The sequence below is a fragment of the Planctomycetaceae bacterium genome (assembly GCA_041398785.1).
GTDB lineage: Bacteria > Planctomycetota > Planctomycetia > Planctomycetales > Planctomycetaceae > JAWKUA01.
The window spans coordinates 132,570-148,560 of record JAWKUA010000002.1 but is presented as its reverse complement, the minus strand read 5'-3'; the positions used below and the strand labels follow the sequence as shown (position 1 = coordinate 148,560).

The window sequence follows — 15,991 nt, the reverse complement described above, 5'->3', positions numbered from 1 at the left end:
CGCGGCTCTCGCAGGTTTTGATAGGGGTTCTGAATGAAGCACGAATCTCTTCCCGCTGAAGCGACCGGCCGGGTGCGCCGGACCGTCCGAGGCACAAACGCCTTTTCGGTCGACGAGAAAAGAGCGCTTTCGGTCCGTCTCGCGATCCGCCTGCGCTGTCAGGTACCGCGTGACTGCGGTTCAGTTGCGGCTCCGCGGTCTGCCGGTACAGTGGAACGAAGGAACGCTGTTCGACGTCACCTTGCCGGGGTTAAACCGTCATGATCCGACCTGCAACTGCTCTGCTCTGCTTCTTCATCGCTTCGTCGGTCGCCGCTGCCGAACGCCTGCCGAACGTTGTCGTCATCTTTATGGACGACATGGCATACGCGGACATCGGGCCGTTCGGAGCGACGGCGTACCCGACTCCGAATCTCGATCGCATGGCTGACGAAGGCCGCGTGTTCACCGACTTCTATGTGACTCAGGCCGTCTGTTCGGCATCGCGAGCCGGGCTGCTGACCGGCTGCTACAACGTGCGAGTCGGCATTCTGGGAGCTCTCGGCCCTGCGGCGACTCACGGTATTCACGAAGACGAAGTCACCATCGCCGAAATCTGCAAACAAAAGGGCTACGCGACGGCCTGCTACGGCAAATGGCATCTGGGTCATCACAGGAAGTTTCTGCCGCTGCAGCACGGCTTCGACGACTACTTCGGCCTGCCGTACAGCAACGACATGTGGCCCTATCATCCGGAGGTTCTGCATCTGTCGATGGAAGAACGACTGAAGCGCTGGCCGCACCTGCCGCTCATCGACGGCAACGAAATCATCAATCCTCAAATGACGGCAACTGACCAGGAACAACTGACGACCCAATACACCGAACACGCCGTTCAGTTTATCGATGAAAACCACGACAAGCCGTTCTTCCTGTACGTGCCGCATAGCATGGTTCACGTGCCGCTTTATGTGTCGGACAAATTTAAAGGCAAAAGCGGCGCCGGGCTCTTTGCCGACGTGATGATGGAAGTTGACTGGTCCGTCGGTCAGATTCTGGACGCGATCCGTAAACACGACCTGCAGAACGATACGCTGGTAATCTTCACGTCGGACAACGGCCCCTGGCTCAGCTATGGCGATCACGCCGGCAGCGCGGGGCCGCTGCGAGAAGGCAAAGGCACGATGTTCGACGGCGGCTGTCGCGAAAGCTGCGTCATGTGGTGGCCGGGGAAAATTCCCGCCGGAACCGAATGCCATATTCCCGCCATGACGATCGATATTCTGCCGACAGTCGCTCATTTGATTGGAGCCGAACTGCCCGCTCATCCGATCGACGGCAAAAACATCTGGCCGCTGATGGCCGGCGAAGACGGTGCTTCGTCCCCTCAGGAAGCCTACTTTCTGTATTATGGCCGACAACTGCAGGCCGTGCGCAGCGGACGCTGGAAGCTGCATTTCCCGCATCAGTATCGAACTCTGTCCGGACGCCCGGGAGGTACCGGAGGCAAGCCGGTTGCCTATTCGCAGGCCGAAATCGGACTGGCCCTGTTCGATATGGAAGCCGACGCCGGCGAAACCACCAACGTTGCCAGCGACCATCCGGACGTTGTCGCCCGTCTTTCAAAGCTGGCCGATAGCATGCGGCAGGAACTCGGCGACGAAGGCATACCGGGCACCGGTCAGCGCCCAGCCGGCCAACTGTAAGTCGATCCACCGACGACCGGGAGAGCCAGGCTCCCGCCGACCCGCGCGTGCTGTCACCGCACGCCCTCGTTTCCACCGAACTCCCCCCTTTTCCACCGCACGTCCCCGTTTCCACCGGGCACGTCCCGGTGGAACGCCAACTGACCGGCGACATTTCTCGACAAATGCCGATCTGCGACGAAAGACCGGGAGGGCGAGGCTCCCGCCGAGCCGCGTGTGCCAAACCGCGCCCGACACTCCATCGGCTCAACATCGAGCCTCACCGTTACCAAACCTTCCCGTTTCCACCGGGCTTGCCCCGGTGGGACGCCAACTGACAGGCTACAGGCTCCAGAGGCCACGGATCAAAAATCTCTCCACGGTGTCTGTCCCGGCGGAAGCCTGCGACAGCCCGCGTTGTTTAGCCGGCACCGCTGACATCAGCGAGCAAACCCCGTTCGATCCAGTTTGAAACACCCGTCGACCAGCAGCATGTTGAAATCAGCCAGCATCACCGGATTTTGACCCTTGCCGAAGCGAAGGTCGCGCGTGTAGGTGTCAGGCCTGTATTCGAAACTCACACACCGGGTCTTGCAGCCCGTAAGAAGAATCAGGAAACTGCACTCACTCGGCAAGAACGCCGCGAATACCGCCTTATTCCAGCGAAACGGCGGCTGAAATATTTGCCGTTCTGCGGCCGACACAGTTCATTGCTTGTTTCAGAGTCGCCAGATGTCGATGCACTGCACTCCCGAATCAGCCGCGAAGGTTACATACGAAGTGCAGATGCTGCGCCACACGTACGAGAAACTCTGCGACCTCGAACTTGATATGGGCAACATCGCGCCTGGCAGCGTCATGCCTCGCGTTGGAACAGGAATCTCAACTGAAGAAGTCCGTGACGGGATCTGTCTTGATCGAATGCCTTCTCATCCACGCACGGGTCCTGCGTTACTTCTTCGCGAACGAACAACACAGAAACGATGACATTGTCGCCAGTCACTTCGTCCCCAACTGGACACCGTCATCCGTCGACATGCCGTACATCGTGTCCAAAAGACCGGCTCGACAAAGCACTCGCCCATCTCACGACGAAACGAATCGAATTGACCAAACTGGCAAAAAGAGTGGAACGTGGATGCAATCATGGTTGAGCTCAATCCTGTAATTGAACGATTTCTCGCCGAACTACCGAGTGATCAACGTTCATGGTTCGACATCCCTTGATCACGTTCTGGTAAGTGCCAACACAAATGAAGAGCCGCACGAATCGGGGAGCCGCGGCCATTGCTGGCCGCGGCCACCACCTGACAACGGGTCCGCATCAGGCGGTTTCCCTGAGACGCAAGCTCCGCGTCCGAGTTGTCCGAAGACAAAGACGTTCACAACAAACGCCCTCAAAGGCTGGCAGGACACTGGCCGCCGACCGCTTCGCTCGGTCGGACATGAGATCAATCTGCCGGGCAGACCATCTCCCTCGGTTCGAGATCAGCGAGTGCTCATCCTTGTCTTCAAAGTTCAGTCCTTCCTGTCGTCAGTGGAATATGACGAAACAGTACTACGACCTCTGCTGACTTCCGTCGATCACGAGACGTGTTGACCACTTTCCGCTCTGCCTTTGAGCAAGCTCTTTGGCAGATACGAACGACGGATCTCCCACCATTCGGTGGTTTTGGCTTCCGCTCCCCCCTCTCCGCCCTGGATAAGACGTGTGACTTTCGCTGCACAAGCTCCGGATTTACCAATGCGGATGAACGGAGACGGTTTCGTGATGATGGGCTCACTCACCTGTCCGCACCGGCCTTGTATCCGATTTCTGTTCGTAACCTCGCAGCTTTGACGGAGTGTGATCGGCGGCGAAAGACAGGCCGACACTTACGCACCACTCGCAGGCTTCCTCCCCACGGTTCGTTACCTCCCCGCAGTTGCCCTCGTCTCGTACTTGATTCATGCTGTCGTCCGGATGTACCATCAGGCAGCAAGACCTCCATTCTCGTACAGGGGACTTGCACCCCATAAAGCACACGCCATGCCAGGGGCGTGCACCGAGCGGGCGAGCAAGCCGGTTTGAAGTCAGAGTATCTTGGCGGCCGCCCCGGTTACGGCTGTCGTTCTGTGCCTTGAAAATCTAGCGAGAGAAGAACCCATGTTGACACCCCCTGCCGCATTGCTATCGCCATCTGCCTCGTTTGCTCCGTCGCCATCCCATACGCCAATGCCGACGTTATCGTCGATTTCGATGATGTGCTCGTGAATCAACAGACAGGACTCCTTGAATTGCAGCCGAGCCATTACGCTGGACTCGGTGTTCTTTTCGACAACGCTTTCTTGGTTGCCGATATCGCAATCGCGGAGCCGTCATTCCTATCGACCTTTCTGGCGAACGGCGGCGTGCAAAACGCGTTGGCTCTATCGTCGACATTCGATCCTGACTCAATGTACGCCTCGACTTTATTGATCCAGTGTCCATGTCTCCAAGAGATATCACATCATTTTCCGCGTTGGCGTTCGACAGCAATGGAGGAACGACAATCGGCACTATTCAGGCCTTTGATGCAAATGATTTCTTACTCGGAACATCAACCGGACCCACGCCAGGTGGCGGTGGCGGAATGTTGCTCGAATTGGCTGCACCGAACATCGCATACGTCGTGATGTCGATGGATGCTGATGGTGGCTCTTTTGATACCGTGACGTTTACACCTGTTCCAGAACCGAACGCTGCAGCACTCGCAGGGCTAGCAGTTGTTTTCTTGCTTGGCCGCAGACAGATGGCACGACCCCAAAAACAATCGGCACAGAACAAATGAAGATTTGACTTCGCGGGGTTCGGAGATTGAGGGTGGATGGCGTGTGGAGCGTTGATTGATGGTGTGCGTTGATCGCGCGTTCGTCGAGCCGAAACTCAAACCAAGGGTTGCAGCGGAGCGGGCGAATCGGGCGGTTTCGCATGGTTGCTCTTTCGCGCCCGCCCGCTGAACCCCGTCGTTCTGTGGCGGAGGCGATCCATGCCTAAAACGACATTAACGCTCAACTCGATCGTCGTCGTTTTCTTCATCTGCTTCCTTGCTTACACTTTTGTCGCACGACAGCACCTTGACTCTCTTGCTCGCGATTTTGTAACCGAGAAGACGCTCGACTATTCCAAGCCTGTCGTGGAAGTGGCTGACGAGGCACTCGATTCACCATTGGTCAGAAAACTCCTATCGGATGACCAGGAGATTGCCATTCGCCACGAAATTGCGGACTATCAAAACGATCCCGGCGCTTACATTGCCGATCTGACCCGGCAGCAGCTACGCGATGCTCCGGTGGCAAACGCAAACCCACTGATCGAAAAGGTCGCTTCAATCAAGAACAAGATACGGACGTTCTACGACAATACCCTGAACGCCTTGATCGCTGACCTACGCATATTCTCGATATCGAATCTGATTGCTGGGTTGATCGCCTTTGGCTTGGCGTATCGATCTTCACCTGACATACGGAAACCGATCGTCTGGTTTTCCTTCTTGATGTTTGTTGCCGTGCTTTACTGCTCCTATTTGTACGTTGATGATCTCACGTTTTTCCGCATCCTATTTCGCACGCACGTGGGTTGGTGGTATGCTGCAATGCTGTGCGTCATGATTGTTGCGCTTTACCTAGACTACGGTCGCCACCCGAATGCCACAGAACCATCGGATGAACGCGAGCCGGAATAGGCCGGCTGGCTCGCTTCGCTCGGCAACGTCAACTCCCGGCCGCGTTATCCGAAACGTTTTGTCACTAACACACATGCGGAGACATCGACATCGAACTGCTTGAGGAGTTTCACAGATACCTCGGCGGCCATGGCGTCACGCTCACGGAGCTTCCCCGAAAAGAGTCGTTTGCCGTCATGAAGCGCTGGACGTCCGTGTTCGCCGGGCAGTCAGGCGGTCTGCGTGAAATTCACGGACTGAAAGCCGTCGATAAATGGCTCGCGACGATGGAAGACCAATTGATCTTGCTCTTTTTGTCCGAACGAATCACCGCATTTCCAATTTCAAAAAATCATCGACCATGCACAGCCCACGAGTATGCAGGTCCCGTAATTGATCTTTCTGCGTACAACGAATTAGAATTTGCCGTGTTTCCCGAAACGTATGAATGGACATTGATTCATACGCATGAAGATGGCTCACTCGGTGGCCCGTATTTTATCCGAAACGAAAACGCCCCAGAGACGCGTGACAGAACCAAGCCGTGAACGAGCGAACTGGAAATTGTTTGTTGACAGGCGGGTGTGATTCCCGCTCGCGTAGCTTTTCGCCCGAAGCCTGATATCGAGTGTTGCAGCAGGCTGATAAGGAGATGTGAAAATGTCGTGCCGGCGACTTCTCCGGCATGGACGGTTGAGGCGTACTCAGAAAGGGCGGCTGCGTGGCGCTGGCGACGCGTTCCATTGCGTGCCACTGGCTGTGCCAGTGCCAAACGGCGCTGTGCGAGATGGAACGGCCGAAGCTGGTTCGCTGGGTGCGGCTCAGCAAAAACAGGAAAGGCCCGGAGCCATCGCGGGCGCCGAGCCTTCGGTCGAATCGAGTTCCAGAAACTGTTGCCCTGGCTCAAACGGCCGGAACCGTCGCGCTGAACACAGGGCTGAATGGTCCGGCTTCGCCCCGGGTATTGATCCAGCGCAGGCGATAGTGAGCCGGCTGGCCGCCTTCACTGTCGGCGAAAGTGATTACTTCCGTCCCGCGCGTGGCCAGTGCGGCCAGACGATAGGCCGAATCGCGAGTCGGAATCGAGGGCGACACCGCCACATAGATTTCGCAGCCAACGACGCCATAGGGCTTGGCGCGCCGAGTGCCGTTTTCCGGATTGATGATCGTCAGCGTATGTTCCAGACACGCTGTGTTGATCACATCGGCCAGAGGATACTCGCTCGGCCGAGGCACCGGGGTGCGGCTGTTGCTGCGAGGCTGCAGACCCAGACGTTCCAGCGACGCATTGGTCACTTCGTCATTGCCCTTCACCAGCCGCGAGATCGAACTCAGCTCTTCCAGCAAAGCGTCCTGAGCCGCGTCCTTTTCACTGGTCGCGGCGCGGGCAGCATCCTGGGCGGCCAGGTGAGCCGAATACTTTTCGTCATAGGCGGCCGCAAGCGTCTTCAATCGCACGGTTCGTGCGGAGCCGACGTGATAGTCATCCGGCCAGGTTTCCAGAGCATCCACAAAGCGACCGGCGAATGGTCCCAATTCCCCGCCTTTGGTGGGGAACGCCTTCGTTCTTACTGCCATTACGATTGTTCCCTTCAAAAAGGAACCCACATCAGCACACTTCCCGCCCGATGCCAGCCACAGATGTCCGGCCACGAAACCCGGACAGTCTTGCCGCAGGCAGTGTGAAGGGATGCCACTGCTGCAAAGATGCAGTCAACCCATGGAACAGGGCCTGCGATGTTAAGCTGCGATGCATTTTGACACCCGCCGCCTCAATCATTGCCCAATTTTCCCGACACACATATTCTGTGGCGAAACCGCACAGGTGAAGTGGCTTGTGCCGATCCTGCGCCGCAGGGTTTTCCCGAGGTTCTGCAGAATGGAACCTCGCGATTGAAACCACCGAAGCCACCGACAGACGTGACAATTCCGTTTCCGCACCCAATCCAGCGATGGAGTATCGCGCTCAAACCAATATGTCGCGCGCTCAAGCCATCCGGTAGCGGGCTCAAACGATTTGAGCGCGTTGCAGAACCATTTGTGGCCCATCCATTATCGCTTGAGTGTACTCGCGTGCGTCTTCCCCGCCGACGCCACGCATCGTCACTTCGCCCGCGAAGTGGAAGAGGGAGCTTCTTCTGCTCATCCGGGAAATGGGGGCGCTGCTGACGGAGCGGTCGATGAAGGCTCACGGATGTTCGGCGTCAATGCGACAGATTCTTCGACCGGATCTGCAGTTGCGATCCGACAACCTCGCGTTTCCGGTTGTTGATGCCCGGAGGGCAGGCACAACGTCAGCCGGAGCCGACAGGCTCCGGAAGCTGGTGTCTTCGCGGTCGCAGACCTGAAGGGTCGACACATCCGCTGACCGGTGGCTGACGCCACCGGCTGAGGTTGTGTCGGCCCGCCGGGCCTGAAACGCTGTTCAAGCAACACGTCCATTCCCCGGAAGGGCCGAATTCGTTCGCCGGTGGTGCCTGCACATTCTCCCGCCGGGCTTCACGAAGACGCGTTGCTACGGCGGCTGGAGCAACCATCACTGTCAGCGTTATATGGCCGAATGTCGTGACCTGCTGCCGTCTGCCGACGACCGCGCACAATGCGACGCGTTGAGTCCGAACGCTTCGCAGGAACTGACCGACGCCGCATCCGGCCGACGCCGTTGTCCAACATGTGACGGCGAGCTGGAATTGATGGAACGCGTTCACCGCACGAGTTGGCGGGACATCTTTTCCGGCTCCGACTGTCCGGCATGGAACACATTTCGGGACCGTCCCGGATGACCAGTTTCCCGCACAACGTGAAACCGCCGTTCTTCGCCCGTTCCGGCCGAGCGAATTCTTCGCTGCTGCGCGGCTCGGTGCTTGCCGGTGGTCGTGGGGACCGCGGAACTGGTCTCACACCGACGACCACAGCAACCGGAGGAACTGGTATTCTTTGCAAGCGACCTTCGGTCGTGACAGACAATTCCCCTGGTGGTAAAATGAGTTGCCCAAAGAATTCGGTGACGCCATCGAATTCGCAAGGGCGATCAATCTGCATCTGACGCCGTCCCCCGCCCAAGAAGCGGAAAAGTTCAACGCACGATCTATGAGTCAGAATCCCTGCCGCCGCATAGATCGCAATTCGTTATGCCACAACTGCCGCTGAGAATCCGGTGGAAGACAACCCGTATAGCGCTCCGGCATCCGAAAATGAAGCAGAAGCTGCTTCTCGGCCTCTTCACGCGTTGGCGTGGTTGTTCATTGTTCTTGTGATCGTATTCTTGGGGACATCGATCGTGCCGCGGATAACTCCTCCCGGCGGGTTGGTTGCTTTTGACTTTTTACTGATGTTCGCCCTCCCGGCTGGCGCTTACCGCGCCGGTAAAGAGTGGTACTGCGGCCCGATCTTTTTGATGTACGGTGCGATTGGAATGTTCCTGTTCATTCCGGGATACCTTTCGGACGGACGTCTCAAGTTCAAGGTGGCGACGCAGGCTGCTGTTGTTTCCCACGTCGTTTGGTGGTGCTTAGGCGTGTCAGTCGTCGCAGCGGCAAGTTGGTGGGCTGGGCGCATTGCTCAATCAGCAACAAAACAGCATGCAGAATCCGATCACAACGGCTAGAATCGTCCTCGCTGGTCCTCTCAGCGGCATAACAAATGAGGATTTGACTTCGCGGCGTTGGTAGATGGCGGGTGGATCGCGACTGGAGCGTTGATTGACGGCGTGCGTTGAGCGCGCATTGGTCGAGCCGAAGCTCAAATCCAATGTTCAAGGAGCCCGGGGAAGCAGGCGGGAGGCGCGAGACCTGAGAAGGGAGGCGGAAATTCACGGCACCGCGCAGCGGTAAGGAACTCGCACGCCCGGGACGCTGCCAGGTGAAGCGGTCGGCGGCGGGCAATCCGGCATCATCCGGGCGGCGGGGTGGTGCTGACTACAGGTTGCATTGTGTGCCACTGGCTCTGCCAGTGACTCAGCGGGGACGATCGAGTGCTGCTCCTCGCGGTGGCCTGGTGATCTGTCGGGCGTGATTCGAAGAATGCCGATTTGCGACGGATGAGCGAGTCAACCGGTTTGACCGTGGCGGAATTCGACATGGCACAGGCCGTCGACGTTGACGCACACTGGCACAGCCAGTGGCACACGGGCTTGGCCGTCCGGCTGTGAATGTTATTGAGTTCCGAAATCTTGTACCTGTCGGATTCTGCCCAGGGTTTGTTCACACTGGAAGGCAACATCGGTCGACGCGGTCTGGCAAGCTGCGAGAGATGGCTCGGAGTTGCATGCCTCCTCGCGACGCACATCGTGTCATAAAGGCGACGAGTGTGGCCGCGCTGTGTTTTGTGCCGCAAACGGAAAGGCAATGGTCACTGTATGAAGATTGGTATTGTCAGTGACATCCACGAAGACGTTGACCGTCTGGCATCTGCTTTGGGCCTGTTTGCAGTCATTGGTGTTGAGCGAATTGTGTGTCTCGGTGACGTATTTGAGAACGGAAAGCGTCTGGATGAGGCAATTGGGTTGCTTCAGTCTGTTGCCGCGGCAGGCGTGTGGGGAAACCACGAGCTGGGCTTTTGCGTCGGGAATCCGTCAGACGTCGTGATGCGGTTCGATGTCGGTATCAGGCGATTTTTCCGGACGTTTCGCGGATCGCTTGAGATTGGTGGCTTTCATTTCTCCCACGGGATGCCTCATTGGGACGCGACAGACCCATGTGATTACTACACGGGTGAACCGCCCTGGAATATGGCTGCTGTGAAAAAGGTGTTTGCCAGGTTTCCCCATCAGGTGTTCCTGATGGGGCATTGCCACAGGTGGTATCTCACGAACGGGCATGGCGACATTCCGGTTTCCGGACTGGATCCAATCGAGTTCCGGTCAGGTGAGCGGTATCTGGTCGTCGTGAACGCAGTCGTTAATGGCTGGTGTGCCGTTCTGGACACCGATGCAAACATGCTCACGCCGCATTCGGTCGGGTGATCGCCGCTCGAAGTTCGGAGGGGTGGCGCTGTCGATGTGCGGAAAGTGTGCCACTGGCCATGCCAGTGCGTTCCGCTGCTTCAGCGCACTGGTACACACAACCAACTCGGCTCTGACCGGCTGTCAACGATCCACAGTGCCAGCCTGCCGGTGAGCGCGGACTGACGTCGCGCGGCTTGCCGGGGGAAGAGATGGACAGCCGATGCTGGCAAACGCGTGGCTGCTGACGCACTTCACGTTGCCGCTGCGGCGGTAGCGGGAGTACAATATCTGCTGACACTGAATTGCAGGCACTTTGCAAACGCCCACGAGTTGTCCCGTGTTTATCGCCTTCTGGATAACCACGGATTCGGCCAACTGTTGATTTGTACGCCATCAGAGTTTCTTGGCAGAGACAATGACGACGACAAAGAATCCGATTCTTGATGAATTGCATGCCGTCCGCGAACGCCTACTCGCAGACTCTGGGGGGAACACTTGATGCACTGGTTTGATCGGCTTCAAGCCGAAGAGCGGCAATCAGATCGTCCACGCTTCAAATCACGACGAATAAATCGGTGCACTGGAGCGGCGAAGTCAGGCAGATCTGAAGTTGAGAATCTCTCGTCGCAGCCCGGTGACCTTTAACATTGGCTGGCAAAGAACACGGAGCTCACTAGTGGCCAGTGTGGACCAACAGAAGCCCCTCCCACTCATCATCCTGTCCGGTAATCTCACGGAAGCTGATTACCTGCAAGCAGGCCGACTGGCTGCAAGGACGTGGCGATACCGCCTGTTGCTATCGATCGGAATTATCGCAGTGTTTGTCTTAACGTTCGTAGCGGTTGCCGTTTCCACCCGTCCATACTCCGCGGAAGCTTCAAACCGAATCCTCTTCGCTGTATGCGTTTTTTTGCCGGCGGTATTATTGATTCCCTATCTCCATGGCAGATTCAGATTGAGGAGGCAGCTACGCAGCAATCCAGAAGACATGCATCCTGATAGATCTCAACTTGATGCTAACGGAATTAAGATAAGCGCGGATCATTCTCAGGTAGAAATCACATGGGATGCGTTTGACGGCTTTCGAGCTACAGAATCCATCTGCCTTCTATATTGGAAGGAAAGTAACGATTACGTGCTCTGGGGACGGTCTCGGTTTCCGGATACTCTGTCGTGGACAGTTTTCCTCGATTTTATCCGGTCACGTTACTCAGAGCGATAGGGTGCAATCCCGTTTTTCGCTGTCGGCGAAGGTGATGACTTCCGCCTCTCGCGTGGCCGGTGCGGCCAGGCGATACGCCGAATCGCGAGTCGGAATCGCGGGCGACACGGCCACATAGATTTCTCTCGTTCCGAAGCTCAAGCTTCGGAACGCCTATTCCGGAAGCTCTGCTTCCACGACCTCACGACGGCCCGTTCCGGCGCCACCGATGCGAAGCGGAGCTTTGCGGATATGCGGTCCCAGGCAGGAGCCCGGGACCGAGGATCAATCTCGTTCCGAAGCTCAAGCTTTGGAACGCCAATCAGAAGTTCTGCTTCCCGACCTCGCGACAGCCCGTTCCGGCGCCCACCGATGCGAAGCGGAGCTTCGAGGATATACGGTCACTGGCAAAAGAACACGGGATCGAGTATCCAAGAAACCTGGGACCGAACGTCAGAAACGGTATACTGGGGTTGGGCAGGCCAATTCTCTTTGGAAGGACTGCTGATGTATGCCGGCATGGTCAGATTCTTCGCCGTGGTTGTCTGCGTGCAATTCTCGGTGGCGGCCGGGGTTTGCTGCGCTGGAGAAACGGAACACTGTCGGATTCGCGTGATTGACGAATCCACCGGCCGTGGTGTTCCGCTGGTCGAACTGAAGACCGTTAACGACATCCGGTACGTCACCGATTCGGCCGGCGTTGTTGCTTTCGACGAGCCGGATTGATGAACCAGCAGGTCTTTTTTCATGTGGCATCTCACGGCTACGAATTTCCAGCCGATGGTTTTGGTTACCACGGCACTCGAGTCAAAACAGTTCCCGGCGGTTCGGCAACGCTGAAGATCAAGCGGACAAATGTTGCTGAGCGACTGTACCGCGTTACCGGAGCCGGCATCTAGCGTGACAGTGTCATGCTGGGCGATGACGTTCCGCTGAAGCATCCTCTGCTGAATGCCGGAGTGCTGGGTTCCGACAGCGTGATGTCGGCCGTGTTTCAGGGGCGAGTCTACTGGTTCTGGGGAGACACAAATCGAGGCTCATATCCCCTTGGCAACTTTCATGTCCCGGGAGCGACGTCCGAACTGCCGGCAAACGGCGGCCTGGCGGTTTTCGACGGAATCGACCTGGACTACTTCGTCGGCGATGACGGTTTCGCGAAGGAGACCTGCCGCATGCCGGGGGACGGGCCGACGTGGATCGACGGGCTGGTCACGGTCGGCGATGGCGATCGTCAGAGAATGTTTGCGAAGTATGTCAAGATCCGGCCGCCGCTGGATGTCTATGAACGCGGCATTGTCGAATTCAACGACGATACGAAACAGTTCGAACACCGGCTGACGCTGGACGCGGAACTTCCGCTGGTCCCGGAAGGGCACGCTTTTCCGGCATCGAAGTCAGGTGAGCCAAATGGCAGGGATTATATTTATTTCGCCAATCCGTATCCGGTCGTTCGTGTCCCGGCAACGGCTGACGCGCTGCTGAATCCCGATCAATATGAAGCTTGGACCTGTTTCGCTCCGGGTGAACGCGGCACTGATGCGAAGCTCGACCGTGATGCCGACGGAACGCTGCGAGTTGGCTGGAAGCGCGGAACTCGTGCCGTCGATCAGAAGCTGGAAAAGCAACTGCTGGCCAGTGGACTTCTGAAACCGGAAGAACGTTTCTTTCGGTTCACGGATGCGAACGGCGACCGATCCGTGACGGCTCATCGCGGCTCTGTGGCGTTCAACGCTTATCGCAACTGCTGGATCATGATCTTCATGGAATCATTCGGCGAACATTCCTCTCTGGGAGACGTCTGGTATGCGGAATCAGATGCGATCACAGGACCGTGGGAACAAGCCGCACGGATCGTGACTCACGACAAGTACTCGTTCTATAATCCGAAGCATCATCCGATCTTCGACGAAGAAAACGGCCGCGTGATCTACTTCGAAGGAACATACACCCGGACATTTTCCGGCACCGATACGGCCACGCCGCGATATGACTACAACCAGGTGATGTACCGCCTGAACCTGGACGATCCGCGCCTGGCGACAGCAAGGAAGGCGGAGTGAAAGTGGCCGAATCCGCATGTCACTCATGCCACGCCGTCGACCGTCACCGTGAAAGGCAGTCGAAACCGGACGCTGCGGTCAATCCGCGTGAAGAGATATTGACGACACTTTCGACGATGATTTCCTGTTTCTGTTACTCCGGAGTTTTCCCAACGATGCATTCGCTGTCTGTTCAGATTCGTCGAAGCAGTTTGGTCGTGCTGGTCTTCGCGTCGATCCTGGCCGCTGCCGCGCCTGGACAGGCTGCGGCGCCGGACACGCGTAAGACCGAGAACGTAATCCTTGTCACTCTGGACGGCCTGCGGTGGCAGGAAGTCTTTGCCGGCGCCGACGAAGCGATGATGAATGATGATTTCGGGAAGGTCAAAGACCTGCCTCGACTGAAGCGCCGCTATGAACGCCCGACCGCGACCGAACGGCGGGAGGTTCTGATGCCGTTTCTGTGGAACACCATCGCGAAGCACGGAACGCTGCTGGGCAATCCGGAAGACGACAGCGAAGTTGTTGTCACTAATCGGCTCAACTTCTCGTACCCCGGCTACAGCGAGATCCTGTGCGGAGTTGTCGATCCGGGCATTGATTCCAATTCGAAGATCAATAACCCGAACGTCACCGTGCTGGAGTGGCTCAGCCGTCGCGAGCCATTCCGCGGCCACGTGGCTGCGTTCTGCAGTTGGGACGTCTTCCCGTTCATCATCAACGAAGAACGCAGCGGAATCTCGGTGAATGCGGGCTGGGAACCGCTGGCGTCCGGCGCGGGAGAGAATTCCGCGGTGCTGCGGGAACTCGACGAGATTGGCAGCGAGCTGCCTCAGTACTGGGACAACGTCCGGTACGACTACTTCACGTTTCGCGGAGCGCAGGAGTGCCTGACGAAGCAGCGGCCGCGAGTGTTATACGTGTCGCTGGGTGAAACCGACGACTGGGCTCACGCCGGCCGCTACGATCTTTATCTCGATGCGGCGTGGCACAACGATGACTACATCCGCCGGTTGTGGGAGACCGCTCAGTCGCTGCCGCAGTACCGAGACAAGACATCGCTGGTGATCACCACGGACCACGGTCGCGGGCCGGACCGCGTCGAATGGAAGAACCACGGCGAAGACGTTCCGGATTGCGAACGCATCTGGATCGCGGTTCTTGGACCGGACACGGATCCCGGCGCCGCGGCGATCGCAAGAGCGACGCAGTCACAGGTCGCTGCCACCGTCGCTGCCCTGCTGGGGCTGGACTTCCGATCAGACATACCCGCCGCAGCGCCGCCGCTGCCGGTTTGTGCGGTTCCCTGACGACGCAGAATTGTGCGGGTTTGCTGCCGATGTTCCGGCGACTGGACGTCGGCGGGAGATCGGATGCCACGGGAATGACGGGGGTCGGTGCGGACGGGCTGGGTTCCCGCCTTCGCGGGAATGACGGGGGGTCGGTGCGGACGGGCTGGGTGCCCGCCTTCGCGGGAATGACGGGGAGAGTGGTGCTGACGGGCTGGGTTCCCGCCTTCGCGGGACTGACGGGGTGAGGTGCGGACGGGCTGGGTTCCCGCCTTCGCGGGAATGACGAGGGGTGGTGCGGGAATGACGGGGAGAGGAGATGTCGACGGCCCGGCGGCATGCGCGAATCGGGTCCCAGCGTTAACAAAAATGCGTTTTTCTGATGTCGTCAGCGTTCCGTATCGCGAGCGATGCGTCTGAGTCGAACGTCGAACGGCGTCATGTCATTCGGAATATCTCTCGGTTGCCGGGGCGTCTACAATCCCCGTACATTGCCTGCTGCCGTACATGCGCCCGCTGAACGCGAGTCTAACTCTTGGTTTCTCAGTCACTTCCGAACCAATATCTGGCCGATCCCGACGTGCAGCTCATGCTGCGGGTTTCGACAGGCAATCCGTCTGAAGTTGATGCTGCTTTCGGCGAGCTGGTCCTGCGGTACCAGAATCGGCTGATCGGCTTCTTTTTCCACATGCTGCACGATCGGACAGTCGCCGAAGACCTGGCGCAGGACGTTTTCATGCGGGTGTTTAAGGCTCGGGAACGCTACGAACCGACGGCGCGGTTTTCGACCTGGCTGTTTCGGATCGCTCACAATCTGGCCAGCAATCAGAAGCGGGGAAGAACGCGGCGGCGCGAGGTTTCGCTTTCGACGAAAGACTCCGGCGGGCACGAAATCGGAGCCGAAGCCGATATTTTGCCGGAAAAATCGGCACTTATGCCCGCCAGACTGCTTGATTCCAAAGAGATGCAGGATGTCGTTCGCGATGCCCTTGATGATCTGGGTGAACGCCAGAAGATGGCCGTTTTGCTGCACAAGTTTGAAGGGATGAGCTACCACGACATCGGCGAAGTCATGGACCTGAATGTGGTTGCCGTGAAATCGCTTCTGGCGCGGGCTCGTGGAAAGCTGAAGGAAGCTCTGGAAAAATACGTCTGACGCATCAGCTGCGT

12 protein-coding genes are annotated in these 15,991 nt (G+C 57.8%); 11 read left to right on the top strand and 1 reads right to left on the bottom strand.

Going from position 1 to position 15,991, the window contains the following annotated elements; all coding sequences use genetic code 11:
* The first annotated feature begins 260 nt into the window (after window positions 1-260).
* From R3C19_02770 to R3C19_02755, 4 genes are all read left to right on the top strand, one after another.
* Window positions 261-1,685, top strand: a complete 1,425-nt coding sequence (locus R3C19_02770) for a sulfatase (GenBank protein MEZ6059264.1) — start codon at window positions 261-263, stop codon at window positions 1,683-1,685.
* Between the two features lie 2,447 nt (window positions 1,686-4,132).
* The gene (locus tag R3C19_02765) at window positions 4,133-4,474 is read left to right on the top strand and encodes a hypothetical protein (protein ID MEZ6059263.1); all 342 of its coding nucleotides are present in this window, start codon (window positions 4,133-4,135) and stop codon (window positions 4,472-4,474) included.
* Between the two features lie 198 nt (window positions 4,475-4,672).
* The gene (locus R3C19_02760) at window positions 4,673-5,368 is read left to right on the top strand and encodes a hypothetical protein (GenBank protein ID MEZ6059262.1); all 696 of its coding nucleotides are present in this window, start codon (window positions 4,673-4,675) and stop codon (window positions 5,366-5,368) included.
* A 176-nt stretch (window positions 5,369-5,544) separates the two neighbouring features.
* Window positions 5,545-5,895: a hypothetical protein gene (locus R3C19_02755; protein ID MEZ6059261.1), complete on the top strand. Its 351-nt coding sequence runs from the start codon at window positions 5,545-5,547 to the stop codon at window positions 5,893-5,895.
* Window positions 5,896-6,250: 355 nt separating this feature from the next.
* On the opposite strand, the gene R3C19_02750 is transcribed toward R3C19_02755, so the two are convergent.
* A complete protein-coding gene (locus tag R3C19_02750; protein MEZ6059260.1) occupies window positions 6,251-6,925 on the bottom strand; it encodes a hypothetical protein in 675 nt (224 codons plus the stop codon).
* Window positions 6,926-8,504: 1,579 nt separating this feature from the next.
* Here R3C19_02750 and R3C19_02745 point away from each other — a divergent pair.
* The 7 genes from R3C19_02745 to R3C19_02715 all read left to right on the top strand — a co-directional run bounded on the left by R3C19_02745 (window position 8,505) and on the right by R3C19_02715 (window position 15,977).
* Window positions 8,505-8,954 (top strand): hypothetical protein, encoded by a 450-nt coding sequence (locus R3C19_02745; GenBank protein ID MEZ6059259.1) that lies wholly within the window; start codon window positions 8,505-8,507, stop codon window positions 8,952-8,954.
* Between the two features lie 750 nt (window positions 8,955-9,704).
* Complete coding sequence (locus tag R3C19_02740) at window positions 9,705-10,310, top strand: metallophosphoesterase family protein (protein MEZ6059258.1); 606 nt, start codon at window positions 9,705-9,707, stop codon at window positions 10,308-10,310.
* Window positions 10,311-12,000: 1,690 nt separating this feature from the next.
* Window positions 12,001-12,219, top strand: a complete 219-nt coding sequence (locus R3C19_02735) for a hypothetical protein (protein ID MEZ6059257.1) — start codon at window positions 12,001-12,003, stop codon at window positions 12,217-12,219.
* Window positions 12,219-12,392, top strand: a complete 174-nt coding sequence (locus R3C19_02730) for a hypothetical protein (GenBank protein ID MEZ6059256.1) — start codon at window positions 12,219-12,221, stop codon at window positions 12,390-12,392. The genes R3C19_02735 and R3C19_02730 overlap by 1 nt, the downstream gene beginning before the upstream one ends.
* 12 nt (window positions 12,393-12,404) lie before the next feature.
* On the top strand, window positions 12,405-13,553 hold the full coding sequence (locus tag R3C19_02725) for a hypothetical protein (GenBank protein MEZ6059255.1): 1,149 nt from the start codon (window positions 12,405-12,407) through the stop codon (window positions 13,551-13,553).
* A 155-nt stretch (window positions 13,554-13,708) separates the two neighbouring features.
* Complete coding sequence (locus R3C19_02720) at window positions 13,709-14,842, top strand: hypothetical protein (protein ID MEZ6059254.1); 1,134 nt, start codon at window positions 13,709-13,711, stop codon at window positions 14,840-14,842.
* A 514-nt stretch (window positions 14,843-15,356) separates the two neighbouring features.
* Window positions 15,357-15,977: a sigma-70 family RNA polymerase sigma factor gene (locus R3C19_02715; GenBank protein ID MEZ6059253.1), complete on the top strand. Its 621-nt coding sequence runs from the start codon at window positions 15,357-15,359 to the stop codon at window positions 15,975-15,977.
* The last annotated feature ends 14 nt before the right edge of the window (window positions 15,978-15,991 follow it).